The sequence below is a fragment of the Pseudomonas sp. S3_B08 genome (genome assembly GCF_054667725.1).
The window spans coordinates 5,646,108-5,669,910 of record NZ_CP162750.1 but is presented as its reverse complement, the minus strand read 5'-3'; the positions used below and the strand labels follow the sequence as shown (position 1 = coordinate 5,669,910).

22 protein-coding genes and 1 other RNA gene are annotated in these 23,803 nt (G+C 58.9%); 13 read left to right on the top strand and 10 right to left on the bottom strand.

The window, feature by feature from the left end; translation table 11 throughout:
* Window positions 1–76 precede the first annotated feature (76 nt).
* From carA to grpE, 5 genes are all read right to left on the bottom strand, one after another.
* Entirely contained in the window at window positions 77–1,213 is a 1,137-nt protein-coding gene (gene carA / locus AB4N73_RS25475) for a glutamine-hydrolyzing carbamoyl-phosphate synthase small subunit (RefSeq protein ID WP_460142712.1), read from the bottom strand.
* A 258-nt stretch (window positions 1,214–1,471) separates the two neighbouring features.
* Complete coding sequence (dapB, locus tag AB4N73_RS25470; protein WP_041477928.1) at window positions 1,472–2,275, bottom strand: 4-hydroxy-tetrahydrodipicolinate reductase; 804 nt, start codon at window positions 2,273–2,275, stop codon at window positions 1,472–1,474.
* A 9-nt stretch (window positions 2,276–2,284) separates the two neighbouring features.
* Window positions 2,285–3,409, bottom strand: a complete 1,125-nt coding sequence (gene dnaJ / locus AB4N73_RS25465; RefSeq protein ID WP_016771767.1) for a molecular chaperone DnaJ — start codon at window positions 3,407–3,409, stop codon at window positions 2,285–2,287.
* 297 nt (window positions 3,410–3,706) lie between these two features.
* On the bottom strand, window positions 3,707–5,623 hold the full coding sequence (gene dnaK / locus AB4N73_RS25460) for a molecular chaperone DnaK (RefSeq protein WP_042608859.1): 1,917 nt from the start codon (window positions 5,621–5,623) through the stop codon (window positions 3,707–3,709).
* A gap of 102 nt (window positions 5,624–5,725) precedes the next feature.
* Window positions 5,726–6,292, bottom strand: a complete 567-nt coding sequence (gene grpE, locus AB4N73_RS25455) for a nucleotide exchange factor GrpE (RefSeq protein WP_016771768.1) — start codon at window positions 6,290–6,292, stop codon at window positions 5,726–5,728.
* Between the two features lie 240 nt (window positions 6,293–6,532).
* On the opposite strand from grpE, the gene recN reads away from it, so the two are divergent.
* Window positions 6,533–8,206, top strand: coding sequence for a DNA repair protein RecN (gene recN / locus AB4N73_RS25450; RefSeq protein ID WP_016771769.1), 1,674 nt, complete (start codon window positions 6,533–6,535; stop codon window positions 8,204–8,206).
* A 76-nt stretch (window positions 8,207–8,282) separates the two neighbouring features.
* Here recN and fur read toward each other — a convergent pair whose 3' ends face one another.
* The gene (gene fur, locus AB4N73_RS25445; RefSeq protein WP_016771770.1) at window positions 8,283–8,687 is read right to left on the bottom strand and encodes a ferric iron uptake transcriptional regulator; all 405 of its coding nucleotides are present in this window, start codon (window positions 8,685–8,687) and stop codon (window positions 8,283–8,285) included.
* Window positions 8,688–8,784: 97 nt separating this feature from the next.
* Here fur and AB4N73_RS25440 point away from each other — a divergent pair, with 97 nt between their 5' ends.
* The gene (locus AB4N73_RS25440) at window positions 8,785–9,312 is read left to right on the top strand and encodes an outer membrane protein assembly factor BamE (protein ID WP_016771771.1); all 528 of its coding nucleotides are present in this window, start codon (window positions 8,785–8,787) and stop codon (window positions 9,310–9,312) included.
* Window positions 9,313–9,373: 61 nt separating this feature from the next.
* On the opposite strand, the gene AB4N73_RS25435 is transcribed toward AB4N73_RS25440, so the two are convergent.
* The 3 genes from AB4N73_RS25435 to AB4N73_RS25425 are packed head-to-tail and all read right to left on the bottom strand — an operon-like array spanning window position 9,374 to window position 11,526.
* Window positions 9,374–9,688 carry an RnfH family protein gene (locus AB4N73_RS25435; protein WP_460142711.1) on the bottom strand — a complete coding sequence of 105 codons (315 nt, stop codon included), beginning with the start codon at window positions 9,686–9,688 and terminating at the stop codon, window positions 9,374–9,376.
* On the bottom strand, window positions 9,681–10,115 hold the full coding sequence (locus tag AB4N73_RS25430; RefSeq protein ID WP_016771773.1) for a type II toxin-antitoxin system RatA family toxin: 435 nt from the start codon (window positions 10,113–10,115) through the stop codon (window positions 9,681–9,683). The genes AB4N73_RS25435 and AB4N73_RS25430 overlap by 8 nt, the downstream gene beginning before the upstream one ends.
* Before the next feature lie 7 nt (window positions 10,116–10,122).
* Window positions 10,123–11,526 carry a sodium-dependent transporter gene (locus AB4N73_RS25425; RefSeq protein ID WP_095180346.1) on the bottom strand — a complete coding sequence of 468 codons (1,404 nt, stop codon included), beginning with the start codon at window positions 11,524–11,526 and terminating at the stop codon, window positions 10,123–10,125.
* Between the two features lie 119 nt (window positions 11,527–11,645).
* On the opposite strand from AB4N73_RS25425, the gene smpB reads away from it, so the two are divergent.
* On the top strand, window positions 11,646–12,128 hold the full coding sequence (gene smpB / locus AB4N73_RS25420) for an SsrA-binding protein SmpB (RefSeq protein ID WP_007953781.1): 483 nt from the start codon (window positions 11,646–11,648) through the stop codon (window positions 12,126–12,128).
* A 117-nt stretch (window positions 12,129–12,245) separates the two neighbouring features.
* Here the strand turns inward: smpB and AB4N73_RS25415 are convergent, their stop codons facing one another.
* Window positions 12,246–13,013, bottom strand: a complete 768-nt coding sequence (locus tag AB4N73_RS25415; protein ID WP_016771775.1) for an FCD domain-containing protein — start codon at window positions 13,011–13,013, stop codon at window positions 12,246–12,248.
* A 263-nt stretch (window positions 13,014–13,276) separates the two neighbouring features.
* On the opposite strand from AB4N73_RS25415, the gene AB4N73_RS25410 reads away from it, so the two are divergent.
* The 10 genes from AB4N73_RS25410 to AB4N73_RS25365 all read left to right on the top strand — a co-directional run bounded on the left by AB4N73_RS25410 (window position 13,277) and on the right by AB4N73_RS25365 (window position 23,650).
* Window positions 13,277–14,971: a lactate permease LctP family transporter gene (locus AB4N73_RS25410; protein WP_016771776.1), complete on the top strand. Its 1,695-nt coding sequence runs from the start codon at window positions 13,277–13,279 to the stop codon at window positions 14,969–14,971.
* Window positions 14,972–15,120: 149 nt separating this feature from the next.
* Window positions 15,121–15,945: a (Fe-S)-binding protein gene (locus AB4N73_RS25405; protein WP_460142710.1), complete on the top strand. Its 825-nt coding sequence runs from the start codon at window positions 15,121–15,123 to the stop codon at window positions 15,943–15,945.
* Window positions 15,942–17,399 carry a LutB/LldF family L-lactate oxidation iron-sulfur protein gene (locus AB4N73_RS25400; protein ID WP_460142709.1) on the top strand — a complete coding sequence of 486 codons (1,458 nt, stop codon included), beginning with the start codon at window positions 15,942–15,944 and terminating at the stop codon, window positions 17,397–17,399. Before AB4N73_RS25405 ends, AB4N73_RS25400 begins: the two co-directional genes overlap by 4 nt.
* On the top strand, window positions 17,396–18,067 hold the full coding sequence (locus tag AB4N73_RS25395) for a LutC/YkgG family protein (RefSeq protein WP_353188897.1): 672 nt from the start codon (window positions 17,396–17,398) through the stop codon (window positions 18,065–18,067). Before AB4N73_RS25400 ends, AB4N73_RS25395 begins: the two co-directional genes overlap by 4 nt.
* Window positions 18,064–20,874, top strand: a complete 2,811-nt coding sequence (locus AB4N73_RS25390; protein WP_460142708.1) for an FAD-binding and (Fe-S)-binding domain-containing protein — start codon at window positions 18,064–18,066, stop codon at window positions 20,872–20,874. Before AB4N73_RS25395 ends, AB4N73_RS25390 begins: the two co-directional genes overlap by 4 nt.
* A 112-nt stretch (window positions 20,875–20,986) precedes the next feature.
* A complete protein-coding gene (locus AB4N73_RS25385) occupies window positions 20,987–21,268 on the top strand; it encodes a hypothetical protein (protein ID WP_460142707.1) in 282 nt (93 codons plus the stop codon).
* 206 nt (window positions 21,269–21,474) lie between these two features.
* Window positions 21,475–21,750, top strand: a complete 276-nt coding sequence (locus tag AB4N73_RS25380; protein ID WP_016771781.1) for a hypothetical protein — start codon at window positions 21,475–21,477, stop codon at window positions 21,748–21,750.
* Window positions 21,751–21,845: 95 nt separating this feature from the next.
* Window positions 21,846–22,234: a transfer-messenger RNA gene (gene ssrA, locus AB4N73_RS25375) on the top strand.
* A gap of 358 nt (window positions 22,235–22,592) precedes the next feature.
* Window positions 22,593–22,805, top strand: a complete 213-nt coding sequence (locus tag AB4N73_RS25370; RefSeq protein WP_156388155.1) for a hypothetical protein — start codon at window positions 22,593–22,595, stop codon at window positions 22,803–22,805.
* Entirely contained in the window at window positions 22,802–23,650 is an 849-nt protein-coding gene (locus AB4N73_RS25365; protein ID WP_056782848.1) for a hypothetical protein, read from the top strand. The genes AB4N73_RS25370 and AB4N73_RS25365 overlap by 4 nt, the downstream gene beginning before the upstream one ends.
* Window positions 23,651–23,803: the final 153 nt, after the last annotated feature.

The window sequence follows — 23,803 nt, the reverse complement described above, 5'->3', positions numbered from 1 at the left end:
TTTCTGAAGTCCCGAAGGGGCCGCCGGTACCGGGGCCGCCCTCGAGGGCTTCTCTCTACAGTCTCAAGGCGAACGCTTAGCGTCGCTTGGCCATCTCGTTGATGAAGCGGTCGAACAGTGGCGCGACATCGTTCGGGCCCGGGCTCGCTTCAGGGTGACCTCGGAAGCTGAACGCGCTCTTGTCGGTGCGCTCGATGCCTTGCAGGGTGCCGTCGAACAGCGATTTGTGGATCGCGCGCACGTTGGCTGGCAGGGTGGCTTCGTCTACCGCAAAACCGTGGTTCTGGCTGGTGATCATCACCACGCCTGTATCCAGATCCTGCACCGGGTGGTTGGCACCGTGGTGGCCGTGGCCCATTTTCAGGGTCTTGGCGCCGGAGGCCAGAGCCAGAAGCTGGTGGCCGAGGCAGATGCCGAATACCGGCGTCTCGGTTTCCAGCACTTCCTTGATCGCCTGGATCGCGTAGTCGCATGGCTCCGGATCACCAGGGCCGTTGGACAGGAACACGCCGTCCGGCTTCAGCGCCAGCACATCGGCGGCTGGAGTCTGCGCAGGCACTACGGTGACGCGGCAGCCGCGCTCGACCAGCATGCGCAGGATGTTGACCTTGACGCCGTAGTCGTAGGCGACCACGTGATATGGCAGGTCGGAAGCCTCGATGGTCGCGTGGCTGTCGGTTTTCAGATCCCAGACAGTCGAGCGCCATTCGTATTGGGTCTTGGTGCTGACGACTTTCGCCAGGTCCATGCCCTTCAGGCCCGGGAAGCCTTGCGCAGCGGCGATGGCCGCTTCTTCGGAGATGTTGTCGCCGGCCATGATGCAGCCGTTCTGAGCGCCTTTTTCACGCAGGATGCGGGTCAGGCGACGGGTGTCGATACCGGCGATTGCCACTACATTGTTGGCTTTCAGGTAATCAGACAGGGACATCGTGTTGCGCCAGTTGCTCGCTACCAGCGGCAGGTCACGGATGACCAGGCCAGCGGACCAGACGCGGTCGGACTCGGCGTCTTCCGGCGTGGTGCCGGTGTTGCCGATGTGCGGGTAAGTCAGGGTAACGATCTGCTGGGCGTAGGAAGGATCGGTAAGGATTTCCTGATAGCCGGTCATTGCGGTGTTGAACACCACCTCACCAACGGTCTGACCGTCGGCTCCAATGGCTTCGCCGCGAAAAATGCTGCCATCAGCAAGGGCGAGTATGGCTGGCTTAGTCAAGAAGACCTCCCGTAAATAACGCATGAAAGGGCAATCGCAGGTTGTAAAAAAGCGGAGTGACGTATGGACACGTCACCCCGCTTCTTCACTGAAATTATTCTGCGCGCTTTTAGTGGACACACTAAAGCTGTAGCTTACAGAAAAGGGCGTTTTTGGTCCACCGCTAAAGAGCCTTAAAGGCCGGAGAATGCGACAGGTCGTCGCCAAGCGGTAAAACCCGGCGCAAAACGGGACGTTTGCGCCGGGTTCAGCAACGACTCAACGCAGGTCGAGCACGTCTTGCATGTCGTACAGGCCCGGCTCGCGACCATCCAGCCACAGCGCCGCACGCACCGCGCCCTTGGCGAAGGTCATGCGGCTCGATGCCTTGTGGGTAATCTCGACGCGCTCGCCATCGGCAGCGAACAGCACGGTGTGATCACCGACGATATCGCCAGCGCGCACGGTGGCGAAACCAATGGTTTCACGCTCCCGCGCACCAGTCTGGCCCTCGCGACCGTAGACCGCGACCTTCTTCAGATCACGCCCCAAGGCATCGGCAATCACTTCACCCATGCGCACCGCGGTACCGGAGGGAGCATCGACCTTGTGGCGGTGATGGGCTTCCATGATCTCGATATCGACATCGTCTCCCAGCACGCGCGCAGCGGTGTCGAGCAACTTCAGGCACAGGTTGACGCCGACGCTGAAGTTGGCGGCGAAGACGATCGGAATGTCCTTGCCCGCATCGGCCAGCAATTGCTTCTCTTCAACACTGAAACCGGTGGTGCCGATGATCATCGCTTTGCCGTGTTTGCGGCAGAACGCGAGATTCTTCAGGGTCACGGTCGGGTGAGTGAAGTCGATCAACACATCGAACTCTTCAACCACACGATCCAGATCACCGGACAGCGGCACGCCGATACGGCCCAGCGCTGCCAGCTCACCGGCATCCGCGCCGACCAGCGTGCTGTCGGGACGATCGACCGCCGCCGTCAGACCGGCGCCCGGCGTCTGCTGCACCGCTTCAATCAGGGTCTTGCCCATGCGCCCGGCGGCGCCCATCACTGCAATACGTCGCATGCCGACTCCTTACAAATCGCCGAAGAAACGCTTCACACCGTCGAACCAACCGGTGGTTTTCGGCGAGTGGCTGTTGTCGTCGGCCAGGGAACTGCGGAATTCTTCCAGCAGTTCACGCTGACGACGGTTGAGGTTGACCGGCGTTTCCACAGCGACACGGCACATCAGGTCGCCGGCACCGCCGCCACGCACTGGCGCAACGCCTTTGCCGCGTACGCGGAACTGCTTGCCGGTCTGCGTGCCTTCGGGGATTTTCAGTTTGACGCGACCGTCGAGGGTCGGAATTTCCAGCTCGCCGCCCAGTGCAGCGTCGACGAAGCTGATCGGCACTTCGCAGAACAGGTGCTTGCCGTCACGCTGGAAGATGTCGTGTTCGCGCACATTGATCACAACGTACAGGTCGCCAGTCGGCCCGCCCTGAGTACCCGCCTCGCCTTCGCCGGACAGACGAATACGGTCGCCAGTATCAACACCGGCAGGCACTTTGACCGACAGGGTTTTGTACTCTTCGACGCGACCGTCGCCGTGGCAGGAGTCGCACGGATCGGAAATGATCTTGCCCTGGCCATGGCAGCGCGGGCAGGTCTGCTGCACCGAGAAAAAGCCCTGCTGCATGCGCACCTGACCGATGCCGCCGCAGGTCGGGCACGTCGTCGGCGACGAGCCTTTCTTGGCGCCGGAACCATCGCACGGTTTGCAGTTGACCAGTGTCGGAACGCGGATATTCACCGACGTACCGCGCACCGCTTCTTCCAGATTCAGCTCCAGGGTGTAGCGCAGATCGCTGCCACGCTGAGCGCCGCCACGGGCACCGCCGCGACCGCCACCGAAGAAATCACTGAAGACATCGCCGAAGATGTCCGAGAAGTTCTGGCCACCGAAACCGGCACCGCCGCCACCCATGCTCGGATCGACGCCGGCATGACCATACTGGTCGTATGCCGCGCGCTTGCTGGCGTCGGACAACACTTCATAGGCCTCGTTGGCCTCTTTGAATGCTTCTTCGGAAGCTTTGTCGCCGGGATTACGGTCGGGGTGGTGCTTCATGGCCAGACGGCGATAGGCCTTCTTCAGGTCCGCTTCGCTCGTGCCCCGCTCGACACCCAATACTTCGTAATAGTCACGCTTTGCCATAAGTTCTTTGCACTCTTAAGGACGTTCGGCAAACCCCTCCTGAGCCTCGCCAAACTCGTTGAGCCCCCATTAAGGCCCGGACCCAACTCACGTCAATTCAACGATCCTGGTCTTGATTGATGCGGTATCTGCGGCGCGAAAAGCAGGAGCATTCCCGGCCATACCGCCAGCATCCGAACGGTGTCGCATGCTGTAAAAATTCGCGTATTCCAGATACGCCAACGCGGGAGGCAAGCTCCCGCGCGGCGACATCCTACCAGTCACCGCCGCAAGGCAGTCAACCGGGCGACCAACAACTTACTTGTGGTCTTTGACTTCTTCGAACTCGGCGTCGACAACGTCGTCAGCCTTCTCAGCCGATTCGCCTTGCGGGGCCGCGCCATCAGCTGGCTGAGCCTGTTCGGCGTACATCTTCTGAGCAACCGGAGCGGAGACTTTCGACAGCTCTTCAACCTTGGCTTCGATGGCAGCCTTGTCGTCGCCTTTGACGGCGGCTTCCAGCGCAACCACTGCAGCTTCGATTGCAGTCTTCTCTTCGGCGGTGACCTTGTCGCCCGCGTCAGCGATCATCTTGCGAGTCGAGTGCACCAGTGCGTCACCCTGGTTACGGGCAGCGGCCAGTTCTTCGAACTTGCGGTCTTCCTCGGCATTCGCCTCGGCGTCACGCACCATGCGCTCGATTTCTTCGTCGGACAGACCGGAGTTGGCCTTGATCACGATCGACTGGGTCTTGCCGGTAGCCTTGTCTTTCGCGCCGACGTGCAGGATGCCGTTGGCGTCGATGTCGAAGGTCACTTCGATCTGCGGCACGCCACGTGGAGCTGGTGGAATGTCGGCCAGGTCGAACTTGCCCAGCGATTTGTTCTGTGCAGCTTGCTTGCGCTCGCCCTGCAGAACGTGAATGGTCACAGCGCCCTGGTTGTCGTCGGCAGTCGAGAACACTTGCGATTTCTTGGTAGGAATCGTGGTGTTTTTCTCGATCAGCGCGGTCATCACGCCACCCATGGTTTCGATACCCAGGGTCAGCGGGCTGACGTCGAGCAGCAGAACGTCTTTTACGTCACCGGCCAGAACAGCGCCCTGAATCGCAGCACCCATGGCAACAGCTTCGTCCGGGTTCACGTCTTTGCGCGCTTCCTTACCGAAGAAATCGGTCACCAGCTTCTGCACCAGCGGCATGCGAGTCTGACCACCGACCAGAATCACGTCGTTGATCGCGCTGACGTCGATACCGGCGTCTTTCATGGCAATGCGGCAAGGTTCGATGGTGCGCTGAACCAGGTCTTCAACCAGTGCTTCGAGCTTGGCACGGGAGATCTTCACGTTCAGGTGCTTAGGACCGGTCGCGTCTGCAGTGATGTACGGCAGGTTGACGTCGGTCGACTGAGCGGACGACAGCTCGATCTTGGCTTTCTCAGCGGCTTCTTTCAGACGCTGCATGGCCAGCGGGTCACCTTTGAGGTTCATGCCGCTTTCTTTCTTGAATTCGTCAACGAGGTAGTCGATCAGACGAATGTCGAAGTCTTCACCGCCGAGGAAAGTGTCACCGTTGGTGGCCAACACTTCGAACTGGTGCTCGCCGTCAACTTCAGCGATTTCGATCACGGAAACGTCGAAAGTACCGCCACCCAGGTCATAAACGATCACGGTGTGATCGCCCTTGGCCTTGTCCATACCGTAAGCCAGAGCGGCTGCGGTTGGTTCGTTGATGATGCGTTTTACGTCCAGACCAGCGATGCGGCCGGCGTCTTTAGTGGCCTGACGCTGGCTGTCGTTGAAGTAGGCCGGAACGGTAATCACCGCTTCGGTCACTGCCTCGCCGAGGTAGTCTTCGGCGGTCTTCTTCATCTTCTTCAGAATTTCAGCCGAGATTTGTGGCGGCGCCATTTTCTGGCCGTTCACTTCTACCCAGGCGTCATTGTTGTCAGCCTTGACGATCTTGTAAGGGACCATCTGGATATCTTTCTGCACAACTTCTTCGTCAAAACGACGACCGATCAGACGCTTTACCGCGTACAGGGTGTTGTGCGGGTTGGTTACAGCCTGACGCTTGGCCGACTGACCTACCAGAATTTCGCCATCGTTGGCGTAAGCGATGATCGACGGCGTGGTACGCGCGCCTTCAGCGTTTTCAATAACTTTGGCTTTGCCGTTTTCCAGCACGGAGACGCAGGAGTTGGTAGTCCCCAGGTCGATACCGATAATTTTGCCCATGTTCACTCTCCCGAAACTTTGGATTTTGTTGCCGCAGCAGTGGTGGCTGACTGCGGTAGCACTTAAACGCTTGACTTCTAAATGGGGGCCTTACGGCTAATTTCAAGCCTGCTCGTCAATCGAAGGCGAAACCGGTGCCGGCGCTTTGCTGACCACGACCATCGCCGGGCGCAGCAGGCGACCATTGAGCTGGTAGCCCTTCTGGAAAACCTTCAATACGCTGTTCGGCTCGACGTCGGCACTTTCCTGCATGGCCATCGCCTGATGGTGAACGGCGTTGAACGGTTCGCCATGCGGATCGATCGCTTCAAGCTGGTAGCGCTTGAGGGTGTCGTGGAACATTTTCAGGGTCAGCTCGATGCCTTCGCGCATCGGGCGGATGCTTTCGTCGTCCGGGCTCGACAGCTCGAGGCCGCGCTCCAGGCTGTCGACGATCGGCAGCAGGTCGCTGGCGAATTTTTCCAGGGCAAACTTGTGCGCCTTCTCGACGTCCTGCTCGGCACGGCGGCGAACGTTCTGCAGATCGGCAGCAACACGCAGAGACTGATCCTGCGCGGCGGCCAATTGCTCTTCGAGCACTTGCACACGGGTCGCCAGGTCGTCACCCGAACCTTCGGGCGCCTGATTGGCTTCTGGGTTTTGCGTATCTACTGTCTGTTCGTCAGCCATAGAATTCTCCTTTCAATTTCGTCCGCGAGCCTGACTCGCGCTTCTGCCCCGATATATGGGGCCGCAAAATCAGGCTTCAAGGGCTGCAATCGATTGTCCTTACAAAAAAGTGCTGAATAGTCATTCTTGAATGCGCTAAGAAAACTTTGCGATCAAGCAAATCGAGCTAAGCGAGGGCATTGTCAGGCCTGAACAAAACACTGTATAAATAACCAGACCTCAAGCCTGGGAGCTGCCTTTATGCTGGTGCACCTGTCCGTACACAACTACGCCATCGTCGAACATCTCGATCTCGAACTTGATCGCGGGATGAGCGTGATCACAGGGGAAACCGGCGCCGGCAAATCGATCATGCTCGACGCCCTGGGCCTGACTCTGGGCGATCGCGCCGACAGCGGCGTGGTTCGCCCGGGCGCTGATAAAGCCGACATTCTCGCCACCTTCGATCTCGCTGATATCCCTGAAGCCAGCGCCTGGCTGGCCGAGCGCGATCTGGAAAACGACGGGCCTTGCATCCTGCGCCGGGTCATCACATCGGAAGGTCGTTCGCGCGGTTATATCAACGGCACGCCCTGCCCGCTCGGCGACCTCAAAGCCCTCGGCGAGCTGCTGATCGATATCCACAGCCAGCACGAACATCAGTCGCTGCTGAAGACCGACACCCATCGCCGCCTGCTTGACGAGTACGCCGGTGCCACCGATCTGGCGCGTCAGGTGCAGCTTGCCGCGCAACGCTGGCGTCAGACCCGCCAGGAACTGGAGCGGCTGTCCAACTCCGGCGACGAACAACGCGCACGTCATCAGTTGCTCAGCTATCAGCTTGAGGAATTGGAGAACCTCGGCCTCGGCGAAAATGAACTGGAGCAACTGGAGCAGGAACACAAGAACCTGACCAACGCCGAAACCTTGCTGGGCATATGCCGGCAAGTGGTCGAGCAGTGCAGTGAAAGTGATTCAGGGAATGTCCTGAATGCACTGACCGCCAGCCTCAATCGTCTGTCCAGTGTGAACAGCTCGGTGGGGGCGCTGGGTGAAGCCAGCAGCCTGCTGACCAGCGCACAGATTCAGGTAGAAGAAGCGGTCGGCGAGCTCAACCGCTTCCTCGACAACTTTGATGCCGACCCGGCTCGCCTGCAATACCTGGAAGAGCGCCTCGACGCGATCTACACCCTGGCGCGCAAACACCGGATTCAACCGACCGAAGTCGGCGAGATGCAGCAAAAGCTGCTCGATGAAATCGAAACCCTCAACGCCAACGATGAATCCATCGAACGCCTGGGTGAAGAACTGGCGTCCTACGCCCGCCACTATCAGGAGAAAGCGCGCGAGCTGAGCGACCTTCGTCATCAAGCTGCCGGTAGCCTCGCCAGTGCAGTGGAGCAGGAAATCCAGCGCCTGGGCATGCCCGGCGGCCGCTTTACCATCGAACTGAAAGCCAACAGCAGCGATGAGTTGCTGCCGAACGGGCTGGAACAGGTCGAACTGCTGGTCAGCGCCAACCCCGGCCAACCGCTCAAGGCACTGGCAAAAGTCGCCTCCGGTGGTGAGCTGTCGCGGATCAGTCTGGCGATTCAGGTCATTACCGCCCAGACCTCCCGCGTGCCGACGCTGGTGTTCGACGAAGTGGACGTAGGTATTGGCGGTCCGACTGCCGAGATTGTCGGCCAGTTACTGCGCCGTCTCGGTGATCGCGGCCAGGTCCTGACCGTGACGCACTTGCCGCAAGTGGCGGCGCAAGGGCATCAACATCTGTTCGTGCACAAGGTTCGCGACGAGAAGGCGACTCACACCGCTGTCGCGAAGCTGACAAAGAACGAGCGCATCGAAGAAGTCGCGCGCATGCTCGGCGGCATCGATCTGACCAAGGAATCCCTGGCTCACGCGAAAAAAATGGTGGTGACCGCCAAGGCGTAATAAATAGTAGAAAGCACGAAGGCGACCCTTGGGTCGCCTTCGTTCGTTTAGCGAATGTGAAATTCGCGCGACATGCTTACTTTTTCTTGCGTACGTACAGCACCAGGTTGTGATCAACCATCTCGAAGCCATGCTTCTCGACGATCGATTTCTGAAGTTTTTCGATTTCTTCGTCGAAGAATTCGATCACTTCACCCGATTCCACGTTGACCATATGGTCGTGGTGGCCACCGTCAGCCAGTTCGAAGACCGCGTGGCCGCCGTCGAAGTTGTGGCGGACCACGAGGCCGGCCGCTTCGAACTGGGTCAGTACACGGTAAACCGTGGCCAGACCAACGTCCTCACCAGCTTCCATCAACGCCTTGTAGACGTCCTCGGCACTCATGTGGCGCTGCTCGGTAGAGTCGAGCATTTGCAGGATCTTGACCCGTGGCAGGGTCACTTTGAGGCCGGCTTTGCGTAGTTCGCTATTTTCAACCATGGTCAGCTTTCTCGCGATGCTGCTTCGCAGCTTCTCTTAATGCGGGTATGATCGGCGTTTACGTTGTCCCAGCCAAGATAGTGGAAGTCGCCCACCGATGCAAAACACCAAGCTCTTGCTAACCAGTTTCACCTTTGTGGGACTGCTCGCACTCGCCGGTTGTTCATTCCCCGGGGTTTACAAAATCGACATCCAGCAGGGCAATGTCGTCACGCAGGACATGATAGACCAGTTACGCCCGGGAATGACCCGGCCGCAAGTACGGTTTATCATGGGCAACCCTCTGCTTGCCGACACGTTCCATGCCGATCGCTGGGATTATCTATACAGCCTGCAACCGGGTGGCGGTGAACGCCAGCAGGAACGAATCAGCGTTATCTTCAATTCCAACGACCAGCTTGTCAGCCTTTCCGGTGACTTCATGCCCGGCGTGAGCCGTGACGAAGCCATTCTCGGCAAGGACAGCGGTACTACCGTGACCGCGCCTGCTGAAAACGCCGACAAGCCAGAAGCTGAAAAACCAGCCAAACCAGGCTCTTTGCTGGATCAGATTCAGAAGGACGTCGATGGTGTGGAAACCGTACCGGTTCCGACACCAGAGCCGCTGGACACCTCGCCGCAGTAATAGGCGAGGCAATAAAAAACCCGGACATTCCGGGTTTTTTATTGCCTGCCGTTTGGCCTGATCAAGAATTGCGTGCTTTGGCCTCGGCAGCCTTGGCCGCACGCAAACGTCGAACTTCTTTGGGATCAGCCAGCAGCGGTCGATATATTTCGATCCGGTCGCCCGCCTGAACAGGGCGAGAGTCCGCGTCAGCCACGACCTTGCCAAAAATCCCCAGCGGGCACTGCGCCAGATTCAGCTCAGGAAACTCGGCCGCGATGCCCGATGCGTGCACCGCAGCCCGAACGCTAACGCCTTCAGCCACGCTGATCGCACGCAGAACCTGCCGATCAACCGCCGCGTAGACGACTTCTATCTCGATCACCGGCTCAACCATGCATCTGCTTGGCGCGCTGGCAGAAAGCATCCACCAACTGATTGGCCGCCTGATTGAACAACGGCCCCAGAGTTGCGCGCACCAGCGGCCCGGCATAATCGAACGACAGATCCAGACTGATCTTGCAGGCCTTCTCGTTCAGCGCCTTGAATACCCAGATGCCGTGCAACTGAGTGAACGGGCCTTCTTCGAGATTCATCTCGATCGACTGCCCCGGCACCAGCGTATTGCGCGTGACGAAATGCTGACTGAGGCCGCCCTTGGCAACGCCGACACTGGCGCGCATGTGTTCCGGCGAGCTTTCCAGCACTTCAGCCTCCGAGCACCACGGCAGAAACTCCGGGTACCGCGCGACATCGTTGACCAGGTCGTAGAGAAATTGCGCCGGGTACGGCAGAAGCGCGGATCGTTGGATATGTGTCGTCATGTAAGCGTTACTTCCAGAGCTGAGCGGCAAAGACTACAAGAATGCCGATAGGCGCCACGTAGCGCATCAAGAACAGGGACAGAGCAAACAGAAGCGGGTTACGGATAGACAATTCATCCCGCACCGCTTCACGCCCCATCACCCATCCCGCGAACAGCACGAAACACAAGCCACCGAGGGGCAACATGATCCGCGAGGTGAAGAAATCGATCACGCCGAAGAAGTCGAGACCGCTCTGCGCACCCCATTGATAGAGGCTGAACGCCCCGCCTTCGTTCACGAAAAACTTGGCTTCCTTCCAGATATTGAAAGAAAACACCGTGCCCAGACCAACGAACCAGCAGGTGAACGCCAGCCAGAACGTCACCCAGATGCGGCTGATTTTAGTGCGTTCAACCAGGTAAGCCACCATTGGCTCAAGCAGCGAAATCGCCGAACTCCACGCTGCCACCGCGACCAGCACGAAGAACACCACGCCCATCAACTGGCCGAAAAATACATTACCAAAAGCAAATGGCAGGCTGACGAACATCAGTCCCGGACCTTCGCTTGGGTTCAGCCCAGCAGCGAACACAATCGGAAACAGCGCCAGACCGGCGACCAGCGATACAAAAGTATCCAGCAGCGCGACACCGACCACCGTGCCCGACAGCGAGGTGTTCTTCGGCATGTAGGCGCCGTAGATCATGATCGAGCCGACGCCGACGCTCAGCGAGAAGAACGCGTGCCCCATCGCTGGCAGCAGACCGTCGAGGACTTTTTCCGGGTGGAAGTCGAACATGAAATGCACGCCTTCCATGAAATGCCCGGTGGTCATGCTGTAGCCCAGCAGCACCAGAATCATCACGAACAGCAGCGGCATCATGATTCGCAGGCTGCGTTCAAGCCCGGCGACCACGCCTTTGGCGATCACGAAGGCCGACAGCAGCATGAAAATCGTGTGCCAAAGTGTCAGGCGCCATGGATTGGAGATGACATTGCCGAAATAGGCGCCGACCTGATCAGCCGTCGCGCCCTGGAAATCGCCACGGCCCATGTCAACGATGTAGTCCAGCGACCAGCCGCCGACCACACTGTAGAAAGACAGGATCAGCAGGGCCGTGATCATCCCGGCGAACGCGCCCCACGACCATTTGGCCGAGTGCCCCGCCTCCAGTGCCAGCACCTTCAGGGCATTCGCCGGACTCTGCCGGGCGCGCCGGCCGATCAAGGTTTCCGCGAGCATGACCGGGACACCGATGAGCGCGATGCACGCCAGGAACATCAGCACAAAGGCGCCGCCGCCGTAGACCCCGACCATGTAGGGGAACTTCCAGATACTACCCAGTCCCACGGCCGAACCGGTCGCGGCGAGTATGAATACCCAGCGGCTAGCCCAACTGCCGTGGACAGAAACCTTGTCTGTCGACATCGTTTATCACGCCCAAGCGTTAGAAAAAGAGGCCGCATTGTCCGGGATTCACTCAACCTGCTCAAGCACGCAGCAACACCGTAGCCGACAGCCGAACAACTCCATATAATGCCGCCCCTATGGCTAAACAGAAGAAACACCCAACAGGGACCATCGCGCAGAACAAAAAGGCGCGACACGATTACTTCATCGAGCACAAGTTCGAGGCTGGTCTGGTCCTGGCCGGCTGGGAAGTAAAAAGTCTGCGGGCGAGCAAGTTGCAGCTGGTCGACAGCTATGTGCTGCTCAAGGATGGCGAAGCATGGTTGCTCGGCAGCCACATCACGCCGTTGATGACCGCAAGCACTCACGTCATCGCCGACCCGGTGCGCACTCGCAAACTGCTGCTCAACCGCCGCGAGCTGGACAAGCTCGCCGCCGCCGTGCAGCAGAAGGGTTACGCCTGCGTCTGCCTGTCCTGGTACTGGAGCAAGCACATGGTCAAGTGCGAGATCGCTCTGGGCAAGGGCAAGAAGGAATACGACAAGCGTGACACCGAGCGCGAGCGCGATGCCGGTCGTGAATTGCAGCGTGCGGTGCGCAACAAGGGCAAGGAAGACTGATCTTCCTCCTTTAGCGCCAATTCGCGAGCAGGCTCGCTCCCACCTTGGAATGCATTTCAAAGGTGGGAGCGAGCCTGCTCGCGAAAGCTATTTCAGCATCAACACAAACACACCTGATCACATCCCCTTGCGCCGCTCCGCCCGAGCCATGCGCTGCACCTCCTGACGCACCTCTTCCAGCACTTCCTGCACATACAGAATATGTCGGCTGGACACTTCCCTCGCCTGCTCGGCACGCCCTTCGATAATCGCCAGATACAATTCCCGGTGCTGCGAGATCAGCATGTCGCGAGTTTCCGTGCGCTGTTTGTACATGCCGCCGATGTTGGTCACGACGTTGCGCTTGAGCAGATCGAACAGTCCGCGAATCGTATGCAGCAACACCGCGTTATGGCTGGCTTCGGCAATCGCCAGATGAAACTTCGCATCCGCCGCGCCCTCTTCCGCCCGGCTGACTTCTTCATGGCGCGAGTAGCAATCCTGCAGCTCTTCGAACGCAGCGGTCAGGCGCTCGCGATCAACATCTGTGGCGCGCAATGCGGCGTAATATGCGCACGATGCCTCCAGGGTGTGCCGGAATTCGAGCAAATCACGTTGCGCTTCGGGATTGCTTTCAAGCAATTGCAACAGCGGATCGCTGAACGTCGAACCCAGGCCCTCCACCACATAATTGCCGCCGCCCTGGCGACTGACCAGCAAGCCTTTGGCCGCCAGCTTCTGAATTGCCTCGCGCAACGACGGGCGTGATACGCCAAATTGTTCGGCCAGCGTGCGCTCGGCCGGCAGACGTTCGCCCGACTTCAGCGTGCCCTCGAGGATCATCCCCTCGAGGCGCTCGACAATATCGTCAGACAAACGGCGCTGACGTATCTGATCAAAGCCCATAACTCATTTCTCCACGATCCCGACCGCTCGCCGGGGTGTCTATTCTGGCCTATCCGCGCGCCGCCGACACCTGCCAGACGCCACTTCGCCAAAGCGGATCAGTTGCTGTCTGCACCGCATCTTCGACGAAAGTTTCAGAGCGGCAAATTGACACACCGACATCAAGGCTTTTACCCTAGCCAACAGCGCTTGTAAATTGGTCTTACCAATTATCCAAGATTACTCACAGTGCCTGACCAACAACAATTAGGGGCCACCCCACCATGCAAACCTGGCAACAGCTCTACAGTCCGCTCGGCAGTCTTGGCGTCTCCGCTCTCGCGGCCGTCATTCCCATCGTGTTCTTCTTTCTCGCCCTGGCGGTGTTCCGCCTCAAAGGCCATGTGGCCGGCAGCATCACCCTCGCACTTTCGATTGCCGTAGCGATATTCGCCTTCCAGATGCCAGTGGACATGGCGTTCGCCGCCGCTGGTTATGGTTTCGCTTATGGTCTGTGGCCGATTGCCTGGATCATTGTCGCGGCAGTGTTCCTCTACAAGCTGACGGTGAAGAGCGGTCAGTTCGAGGTCATCCGCAGCTCGGTCCTGTCGATTACCGATGACCAGCGCTTGCAGGTATTGCTGATCGGTTTCTGCTTCGGCGCATTTCTGGAAGGTGCCGCCGGATTCGGCGCGCCGGTCGCGATTACTGCCGCACTCCTTGTAGGACTGGGCTTCAATCCACTGTACGCCGCCGGCCTGTGCCTGATCGCCAACACTGCGCCGGTAGCGTTCGGCGCGCTGGGGATTCCGATCATCGTGGCGGGCCAGGTCACTGGCATCGACGCCTTCAAGATCGGCGCCATGACCGGTCGCCAGCTGCCACTGCTGTCGCTGTTCGTGCCGTTCTGGCTGGTATTCATGATGGACGGCCTGCGCGGTGTGCGCGAAACCTGGCCGGCCGCGCTGGTGGCAGGTTTGAGTTTCGCCATCACCCAATACTTCACTTCCAACTTCATCGGCCCGGAACTGCCGGACATCACTTCGGCGCTAGCCAGCCTGATTTCCCTGACCCTGTTCCTCAAGGTCTGGCAACCACGTCGCGCCGCCGGCCAGCACATCGTTGGCGCCGTATCCGCTTCGGTGGTCAGCGCCAGCGTCGGCGGTTTCGGCCAGAAGCGCACCACCGTGGCGTCGCCCTACAGCCTCGGGGAAATTTTCAAGGCGTGGTCGCCGTTCCTGATCCTCACTGTGCTGGTGACCATCTGGACGCTGAAGCCTTTTAAAGCGATGTTCGCCGCCGGTGGTTCGATGTACAGCTGGGTGTTCAACTTCGCGATTCCGCACCTTGATCAACTGGTGATCAAGACTGCGCCAATCGTGGCCAACCCGACCGCGATTCCAGCGGTGTTCAAGCTCGATCCGATTTCCGCGACCGGGACGGCGATTTTCTTCTCCGCGCTGATTTCGATGCTGGTGCTGAAGATCAATTTCAAAACTGGTCTGACCACTTTGAAAGAGACCTTCTACGAACTGCGCTGGCCAATCCTGTCGATCGGCATGGTGCTGGCGTTCGCCTTCGTCACCAACTACTCCGGCATGTCCTCGACCATGGCCCTGGTGCTGGCGGGTACTGGCGCCGCGTTCCCGTTCTTCTCGCCATTCCTCGGTTGGCTGGGCGTGTTCCTCACCGGTTCGGATACGTCGTCGAACGCGCTGTTCAGTTCGTTGCAAGCGACCACCGCCCACCAGATCGGCGTCAACGACACCTTGCTGGTGGCGGCCAATACCAGCGGCGGCGTGACCGGCAAGATGATCTCGCCGCAATCGATCGCCGTGGCCTGCGCCGCGACCGGTCTGGTCGGCAAGGAATCGGATCTGTTCCGCTTCACCCTCAAGCACAGCCTATTCTTTGCAACGATTGTCGGTTTGATCACCTTGGCTCAGGCCTACTGGTTCACCGGCATGCTGGTGCACTAAGACTACAAGAAGCATGGAAATAACCGACGCCGGCCCGTGATCCGGCGTCAGCAATTCACCACCGGGTCTGTAAGGCTGCTGAAAGCAATGCGCTTTATATTCGGCAGCCGCAGCAGACGGATAACCGGGCCTACCCGGAGACACGCCTGATGAGCGAGCTTTTTTACAACGCTGTGCCGAACGCGACCCGCGTGGCACCGCCACTGCCCGAACCTCGGCAATACCCCGGCGAGAAACCGTCGCGGGTCTACCTGTTCGGCACGTGTGTGGTCGACCTGTTCTACCCCGAAGCCGGGATGGACGCGATCCATCTGCTGGAGCGCGAAGGGATCCGGGTCGAGTATCCGCAAGGCCAGAGTTGCTGCGGCCAACCGGCCTACACCTCGGGTTACACCGAGCAGGCGCGGACGGTAGCGCGCTCGCAATTGGCGTTGTTTGCCGGGGATTATCCGGTGGTGGTGCCCTCGGGTTCCTGCGCCGGCATGCTGCGCGAGCATTACGCCGACTTGTTCAAGGACGAGCCGGAAACGTTGAAACAGGTGCAGGCCCTTGCGGCTCGCACTTATGAACTGGCCGAGTTTCTGCTGTTCGTCTGCAAGGTGCAGCTCAAGGACAGCGGCGAACCGGTGAAAGTCGCGCTGCACACCTCGTGTTCGGCACGCCGCGAAATGAACACCCACCTGCACGGCCGCGAGTTGTTGGCGCAGTTGAGCAATGTGGAACGGGTCAATCACGACCACGAAAGCGAATGCTGTGGCTTCGGTGGGACATTCAGCGTCCGTATGCCAGACATTTCCGGCGCGATGGTGGCTGACAAGACCCGTGCGTTGAAAGAATCCGGCGCCCACAAGGTACTGAGTGCCGACTGCGGCTGTTTGATGAACATCAACGGCGCGCTGGAGAAACAGCAGCAAGCGTTACGCGGGCAACATCTGGCGAGCTTCCTCTGGCAGCGAACGGGAGGTGCACAATGAGCACCTCAACGATTATTCCTACGGTCGCCGTAGAAGAAGATTTCCGCACCCGGGCACACAATGCCTTGGATGATCAGCAGCTGCGGAACAACTTCCGCACTGCCATGGATTCACTGATGACCAAACGGGCAGCGGCTTTCAGCGATGCCCACGAAAGAGAACACTTGCGCGCACTGGGCAATTCGATCAAGGCCCGCGCGCTGTCCAAGTTGCCCGACCTGCTCGAGCAACTGGAACAGAACCTGACCCGCAACGGTGTGACAGTGCACTGGGCGGAAACGGTGGACGAAGCCAATGGCATCGTCTTATCGATCATCCGCGCTCACGAGGCGCGGCAAATGATCAAGGGCAAATCGATGGTCAGCGAAGAGATGGAGATGAACCATTTCCTCGAGGCTCGGGACATTGAATGTCTGGAGTCCGACATGGGGGAGTACATCGTCCAGCTCGACCACGAGAAGCCTTCACACATCATTATGCCGGCGATCCACAAGAATGCCGGTCAGGTCGCGTCCTTGTTCCACGACAAACTTGGCGTGGAATACACCAAGGACGTTGACCAACTCATTCAGATCGGTCGCAGGGTCCTGCGGCAGAAATTCTTCGAAGCCGACATCGGCGTCTCCGGCGTCAACTTCGCCGTCGCCGAAACCGGCACCCTGCTGCTGGTGGAAAACGAAGGCAACGGGCGCATGACCACCACCGTGCCGCCGGTGCACATCGCCGTTACCGGTATCGAAAAAGTCGTGGAAAACCTGCGCGACGTGGTGCCGCTGCTGTCACTGCTGACGCGCTCGGCGCTGGGCATTCCGATCACCACTTACGTCAACATGATCTCCGGCCCGCGCAAGGAACACGAACTCGATGGCCCGCAGGAAGTGCATCTGGTCCTGCTCGACAACGGTCGCAGCCAGGCTTTCGCCGACAGTGAATTGCGCCAGACCCTGAATTGCATCCGCTGCGGCGCCTGCATGAATCATTGCCCGGTTTACACCCGCGTCGGCGGCCACACCTATGGCGAGGTCTACCCAGGCCCGATCGGCAAAATCATCACCCCGCACATGGTCGGCCTGGCCAAGGTTCCGGACCACCCGAGCGCGTCCTCACTGTGCGGCGCCTGCGGTGAAGTCTGCCCGGTGAAGATTCCGATCCCCGCCATCCTGCGCCGTCTGCGCGAGGAAAACGTCAAAGCCCCGGACGCACCGAATCAGGTGATGCGCGGCCAAGGCAGCAAGTATTCGCGCAAGGAACGTTTCATCTGGAACGCCTGGGCCAGACTCAACAGCTCACCGACGCTGTACCGCTTGTTCGCTTTTTTCGCCACGCGCCTGCGCGCCCTTACGCCGAGCAACGTCGGCCCATGGACGCAAAATCACAGCGCACCAAAACCGGCCGCGCGTTCGCTGCATGACATGGCCCGCGAGCATCTGGCCAAACAGGGAGAGCGTCGATGAGCGCCAAGCAAAATATCCTCGGCAAACTGCGGAAAAGTCTGACCGGCACCACGCCAATTGCCGACAACTTCGATGTCGATCTGGTCACCCAGCCCTACACCTACAGCGCCGAGCAACGCATCCCGCAACTGCGCAAACTGATGGAGGCGGTGCACACCGAAATCCACCTGACCTCGGGCGCCGAGTGGCCGGCATTACTGGCGCAACTGCTGCGTGACCGCCAGTTGCCGAGCCTGCTGATCGCTCCGACAACAACTCACGGGCAACGCATCACCCAGCACTGGGCGAACAATCCCGACCTGCCAGCACTGAAGTCCTACGACCGGCCAATGGAAGAGTGGAAAGCCGAGCTGTTCAACGACACCCCGGCCAGCCTTACCGGCACCCTCGGTGCCATCGCCGCGACCGGCAGCCTGATCATCTGGCCAACCCGTGAAGAACCGCGCTTGATGAGTCTGGTGCCGCCGGTGCATTTCGCCCTGCTCAAGGCCAGCGAAATCCGCGACAACTTCTATCAGGTGCAAGAGGAATTCGAATGGGCGCAAGGCATGCCGACCAACGCGCTGCTGGTCTCCGGCCCGTCGAAAACCGCCGATATTGAACAGGTCCTGGCGTATGGCGCACATGGCCCGAAAGATCTGGTCGTGCTGATTCTGGAGGATCAATGAGTCTTCCTGCTGCTTTCCTGCGTGATGCCGAGCGACTGATTCCAGCAGACCGGCGCTTCGACGACCCGCTGTCGACTCTGGCCTTTGGCACCGACGCCAGTTTCTATCGACTGATCCCAAAACTGGTGATCCGCGCCGAGTCTGAAGACGAAGTCGTGGCGCTGCTGCAACTGGCCCAGCGCGACCACGTGCCGGTGACCTTCCGCGCCGCCGGCACCAGCCTGTCCGGGCAGGCGATCAGCGACTCGGTGCTGATCGTGCTTGGGGATAACTGGAACGCCCGCGAGATTCGCGGCCAGGGCACGCAGATCCGCCTGCAACCGGGCGTGATCGGCGCGCAGGCCAACGCCTGGCTGGCGCCGTTCGGACGCAAGATCGGCCCGGACCCGGCGTCGATCAATGCCTGCAAGATCGGCGGCATCGTCGCCAACAACGCCAGCGGCATGTGCTGTGGCACTGCGCAGAATACCTATCACACCTTGGCCGGGCTTCGTCTGGTGCTGGCCGACGGCACGCGTCTCGACACCGAGGACACTGCCAGCGTCGCGGCATTTCGTTCAAGCCACGGTGAACTGCTCGAACGCCTGGCGACATTGGGACGCGAGACCCGCGCCAATGCCGAACTGGCCGCGAGAATTCGCCACAAATACCGTCTGAAAAATACCACCGGCCTGTCGCTCAACGCCCTTGTGGATTTCGACGAGCCTGTGGATATCCTGAGCCACCTGCTGGTCGGCTCCGAAGGCACGCTCGGTTTCATCAGCGCGGTGACTTACGACACCGTCATCGATCACCCGAACAAGGCCTCGGCGCTGATCGTGTTCCCTGATGTCGAAACCTGCTGCAACGCGGTCACCGTGCTGAAAAGCCAACCGGTGTCAGCGGTGGAGTTACTTGATCGGCGCAGTCTGCGCTCGGTGCAGGACAAAAAAGGCATGCCCGCTTTCGTACAGCTGCTGTCGGAAAATGCCTGCGCGCTGCTCATCGAATCCCGCGCCGCTTCGTCGACATTGCTGCAAGAACAACTGGCGCAAATCATGGCGTCCCTGCGCGATTTCCCCGTCGAGAAGCAGGTCGACTTCACTGAAGACCCGGTGGAAAACGCCCGCCTCTGGGCCATCCGCAAAGACACCTTCCCCGCCGTCGGCGCCGTGCGCAAAACCGGCACCACAGTAATCATCGAAGACGTGACCTTCCCGGTCGAACAACTGGCCATCGGCGTCAATCGCCTGATCGAGCTGTTCGACAAACATGCCTACGACGAAGCGATCCTCTTCGGACACGCACTGGAAGGCAATCTGCACTTCGTCTTCACCCAAGGCTTCAACAGCCCGGAAGAAATCGCACGCTACCAAGCGTTCATGGACGACGTCGCGCAACTGGTTGCAGTGGAATTCGGCGGCTCGCTGAAAGCCGAACACGGCACCGGCCGCAACATGGCGCCGTTCGTGGAACTGGAATGGGGCAGCGACGCCTATCAACTGATGTGGCAGCTCAAACGCTTGCTCGACCCCAACGGCATTCTCAATCCGGACGTGGTGCTCAGCGAAGATCCGCAGATCCACCTCAAGCACCTGAAACCGCTGCCAGCGGCGGACGAGATTGTGGACAAGTGCATCGAGTGCGGTTTCTGCGAACCGGTCTGCCCCTCGAAAGGCCTGACCCTTAGCCCGCGCCAGCGCATCGTCATCTGGCGCGATATCCAGGCGAAAAAGCGCGCCGGCGTCGACACCACCGACCTGGAAAAAGCCTTCGACTATCAAGGCATCGACACCTGCGCCGCCACCGGCCTGTGCGCGCAACGCTGCCCTGTAGGCATCAACACCGGCGAGCTGGTGAAAAAGCTCCGTGGCCGACACGCCACGCATCAGAAAACCGCTGACTGGATCGAAGGAAATTTCGCCAAGACCCTACAAGGCGCGCGCTTCACCCTGCACGTCGCCAACGGTGCACGAATGATGCTCGGCGCACCGCGTCTGGCGAAGTTGTCGGCGACGCTGACGCGCTTGTCCAAAGGCCAGGTGCCGTTGTGGACCAACGCCATGCCACAGCCGGAAAAAGCCATTCGCTTCAGCCCGAGCGTGGCCGACGAGCGCCCGCGCGTGGTTTATCTGGCAGCTTGCGTGTCGCGGGTCATGGGCCCGGCGGCGGGTGACAGAGAGCAGATGTCGCTGTACGACAAAACCCGTGGTCTGCTGGAAAAGGCCGGTTACCAGGTAGTCTTTCCCGATGATCAGGACAACCTCTGCTGCGGCCAGCCGTTCGCCTCCAAAGGCTACGCCGAACAGGCCGAGCACAAACGTCAGGAGCTGATCAGCGCCCTGCTCCACGCCAGTCGCGGCGGCCTCGACCCGATCTATTGCGACACCAGCCCATGTACGTTGCGGCTGGTCCAAGACATCGGCGAAACGCGACTGGATCTGTACGATCCAGTGCGCTTCATCCGCACGCATTTGCTGGATCGTCTGGACTTCACACCCCAGGAAGCACCGATTGCCGTGCACGTGACCTGCAGCACTCAGCACTTGGGCGAAAGCCAAGCGCTGATCGATCTGGCGCGCAAATGCAGCAACACGGTGGTGATTCCCGAAGGCATACATTGCTGCGGATTTGCCGGCGACAAAGGCTTCACCACACCGGAGCTGAACAGCCATTCGCTGCGTACGCTCAAGGACGCCGTGCAGCACTGCAGCGAGGGCATTTCCACCAGCCGCACGTGTGAAATCGGCCTGACCCAGCACGGTGGCATCGACTACCACGGGCTGGTTTATCTGGTGGATCGGGTGACACGGGCGAAAGCCTGCTGAGGAAAAAATCAGAACCCTTGAGCGAGGCGGTAGTCCACTGCACATGCCCCGGACCATTCGGGGCCTGTTCAACGGTCAGCGAAGTCTGAACCCTCAGTTCAAGGAGATACACATGAACCGCTCTGTAATGTTAGGTCTGTTTGTCACTGCCTCGATGATGGCGTCCACTTCGTTCGCCGCTGAAAAACCTGGCGATTTATGCGATGCCAATCTGCAGAGAATCGATAGCGCAAAATCCCAATACCAGACGTCGACAGACCTGAATGCGCGCGTATCGGCCAGTGTCAACAAAGCCCGCAAACTCAAGGACCAAGGCAGGATTGATGACTGTGTCGCTGAGACCCAGCAAACCCTGCTGGACATTCAAAACGCTACCGGTGACACCAAAAAATGATTCATGCGCCGACCTTTTACAGGTCGGCTGCATCGGCACCTGGCCGACCGATCTGGCCTTTTGACATTCGTTGCAAATAAAACCGAATTCCTGCGCAGCGAAGCGGTCAACCAGACAGGTCCTATACTGACCTCGCTTGTCTTGACCTCGGCATCGCGGCCAGACCGTCCGGCAGCACCGAGCCCCCATCGTTCAAGGAGATACCCATGAAGCATTCTGCAATTGCTGGATTGTTCATCACTGGTGCACTTCTGGCCTCGCCGGTGTTCGCGGCGGACAAAGACCTCTGCGCCGGGAATCTTCAAAGCATCAAAGATTTCGTCACCAGCCAGCCGTCCCTTCCTGAAAGCTCCATGAATAACATCAAGGAAGCACAGGAAAAAGCCACTGCGGCCCAGGCGTCCGGCAACGACAAGGAATGCATCGAGGTTACCAACGGCATCATCAGCAAGATGCAGATCCGTAACCCGACGCGTAACTGATGTCCCGCAGGCCAACCTTCGGGTTGGCCTGCCAAGCGTTTTGACGTACACTGTGCACGCTTGTTGCCCGAACAGATTCACCGGGCAATGAGTTCGGGGCCGTTTAGGATTCGACGCCGGTTGCGAAACTCTAGGTGCATGCCGACTTGGTAACAGAAGTCGTAAATCCACTGTTGCAACTACTTATAGTTGCCAATGACGACCAATACGGTGTTGCTCTCGCTGCTTAATTGCAGCTGACAATGCTCCTGGTACCTTCGGGTCCAGCAATCATCAGGGGATGTCTGTAAACCCGAAATGATTGTCATATAGAACAGAATCGCCGTGCAGTACGTTGTGGACGAAGCGGCTAAAACTTACACAACTCGCCCAAAGCACCCTGCCCGTCGGGTCGCTGAGGGTTAACTTAATAGACACGGCTACGCATGTAGTACCGACAGCGGAGTACTGGCGGACGGGGGTTCAAATCCCCCCGGCTCCACCAAATAATCATCTAAAGACGTCCACGGACGTCTTTTTTTGTGCCTGAAATCCAGTAAATACGGGGGTTTCAGGGCCATTGAGCTCCACAGCGCTTCAGGCAGATCCATTTTGAACTGTATTCCAAGGCGTATTCCAAGCCCGTGACTGGTAAATTTTGGAATACACAAACAGCGTTGGAGTACCCATGGGAGCCCGAGCCACACGCCTTTCAGACCTAAAAATCAAAGCCGCCAAGCCCAAGGACAAAGACCCACCAACTCTCAACGACAAAGCCCGCCCAGTGCGGGCTTTGTCGCATCTGGGGTTAGTCGAATGGCCGCCCATTTCCTTCACATTCTCAAGCCTGCCGGTGGCTGTGAATGTTCGACGTTGTACAAAAGGACGCTGGGGCGGCACCGATTCGGCTCACTCTCCAATTAAACGAAACCAATTTGGCTGTAAGACGATTGCGCTTGTGTGATAGCAAAACCACAGCCATCCCCTTACCATTCCGCGGCTGGCTGGACGCCTCGCAGAGAAAACCGGTTCGCATGTGGAAACTCAACCTGCACAAGGAAGGCAATAAACCATGAGCTTCATCGAAACAATCCAATCCAAGGAAGTCGATATCTACATATCGGCGTTCTTCACCATCCTCGGCCTGATTCTGGGAGCCATTCTGGATCGGGTACTGAAAGGCGATTCTCCACAATCCACCAATCAGCCGGGCCATTCGGTAAACCTGACCTTCAACACGGTGGTCAATCCACCGCTGGGCGTGAACGCCGCCAGCACAAGCCAGGATATGACTCCAGTCATCTTCATGATGATGGTGATTGCCGGGCTGATTTATGTGTTTTTCCGGGCCGAGATACTCAACCTGCTTTCCTGGATCACGCTATTCACCATTTCACTATGGGCTGGCGGCACCTTGCATAGCCTTTACCGAGGCTTCTTCGCGGGCATTAAGTGGATCGTTGCGCTGTTGTTTTGCTTGGCATTTTGCGTGGCCGCGACGTATGTCACCGACGAAGCTTTTATGCCCACCCTAGCGCCGCAAAACTTTCAGTACAGCCAGCAGATCATCAATGAGCAGGGCCTGACGGGAATAAAAAAATATTTCGTCTTGCTGGACATGCACTGGTTCTTGCTACACCTGATAGGCGTACTGCTGTTTATCTATACCAGCCTTCGGATGATGCTTTTTTCAACCTACTTCATCGTTGCGGGTGCACATGCCAATAACAACGGTACTCACGAACCTTGGCTTTCCAGAAAAACCCGCAAGTACGCCAATCTGCGCAAAAACATCATCTTCATGCCTATCCTGCTGGTTCTCGCGTACCTGCTTACCTCGGGTCTTGCTTTCGACTGGTTCATCCACACGATGCCAAATCAGGTCAATGCGTTGATGAACACGGTGCTGTATGGGCGCTGATATTTTCATCGTGCGCTGGAGATCGACTGTCGGGACATCAACCCGGTCGGCAGAAGCGAGATGAACTTTTCTTCACTACGCCCACCCGACCAATCCCATAAAATCCCCCCGCTCATTCAAGAAACTACGGTTCGCCCGCGCTCCTAGCGGGCT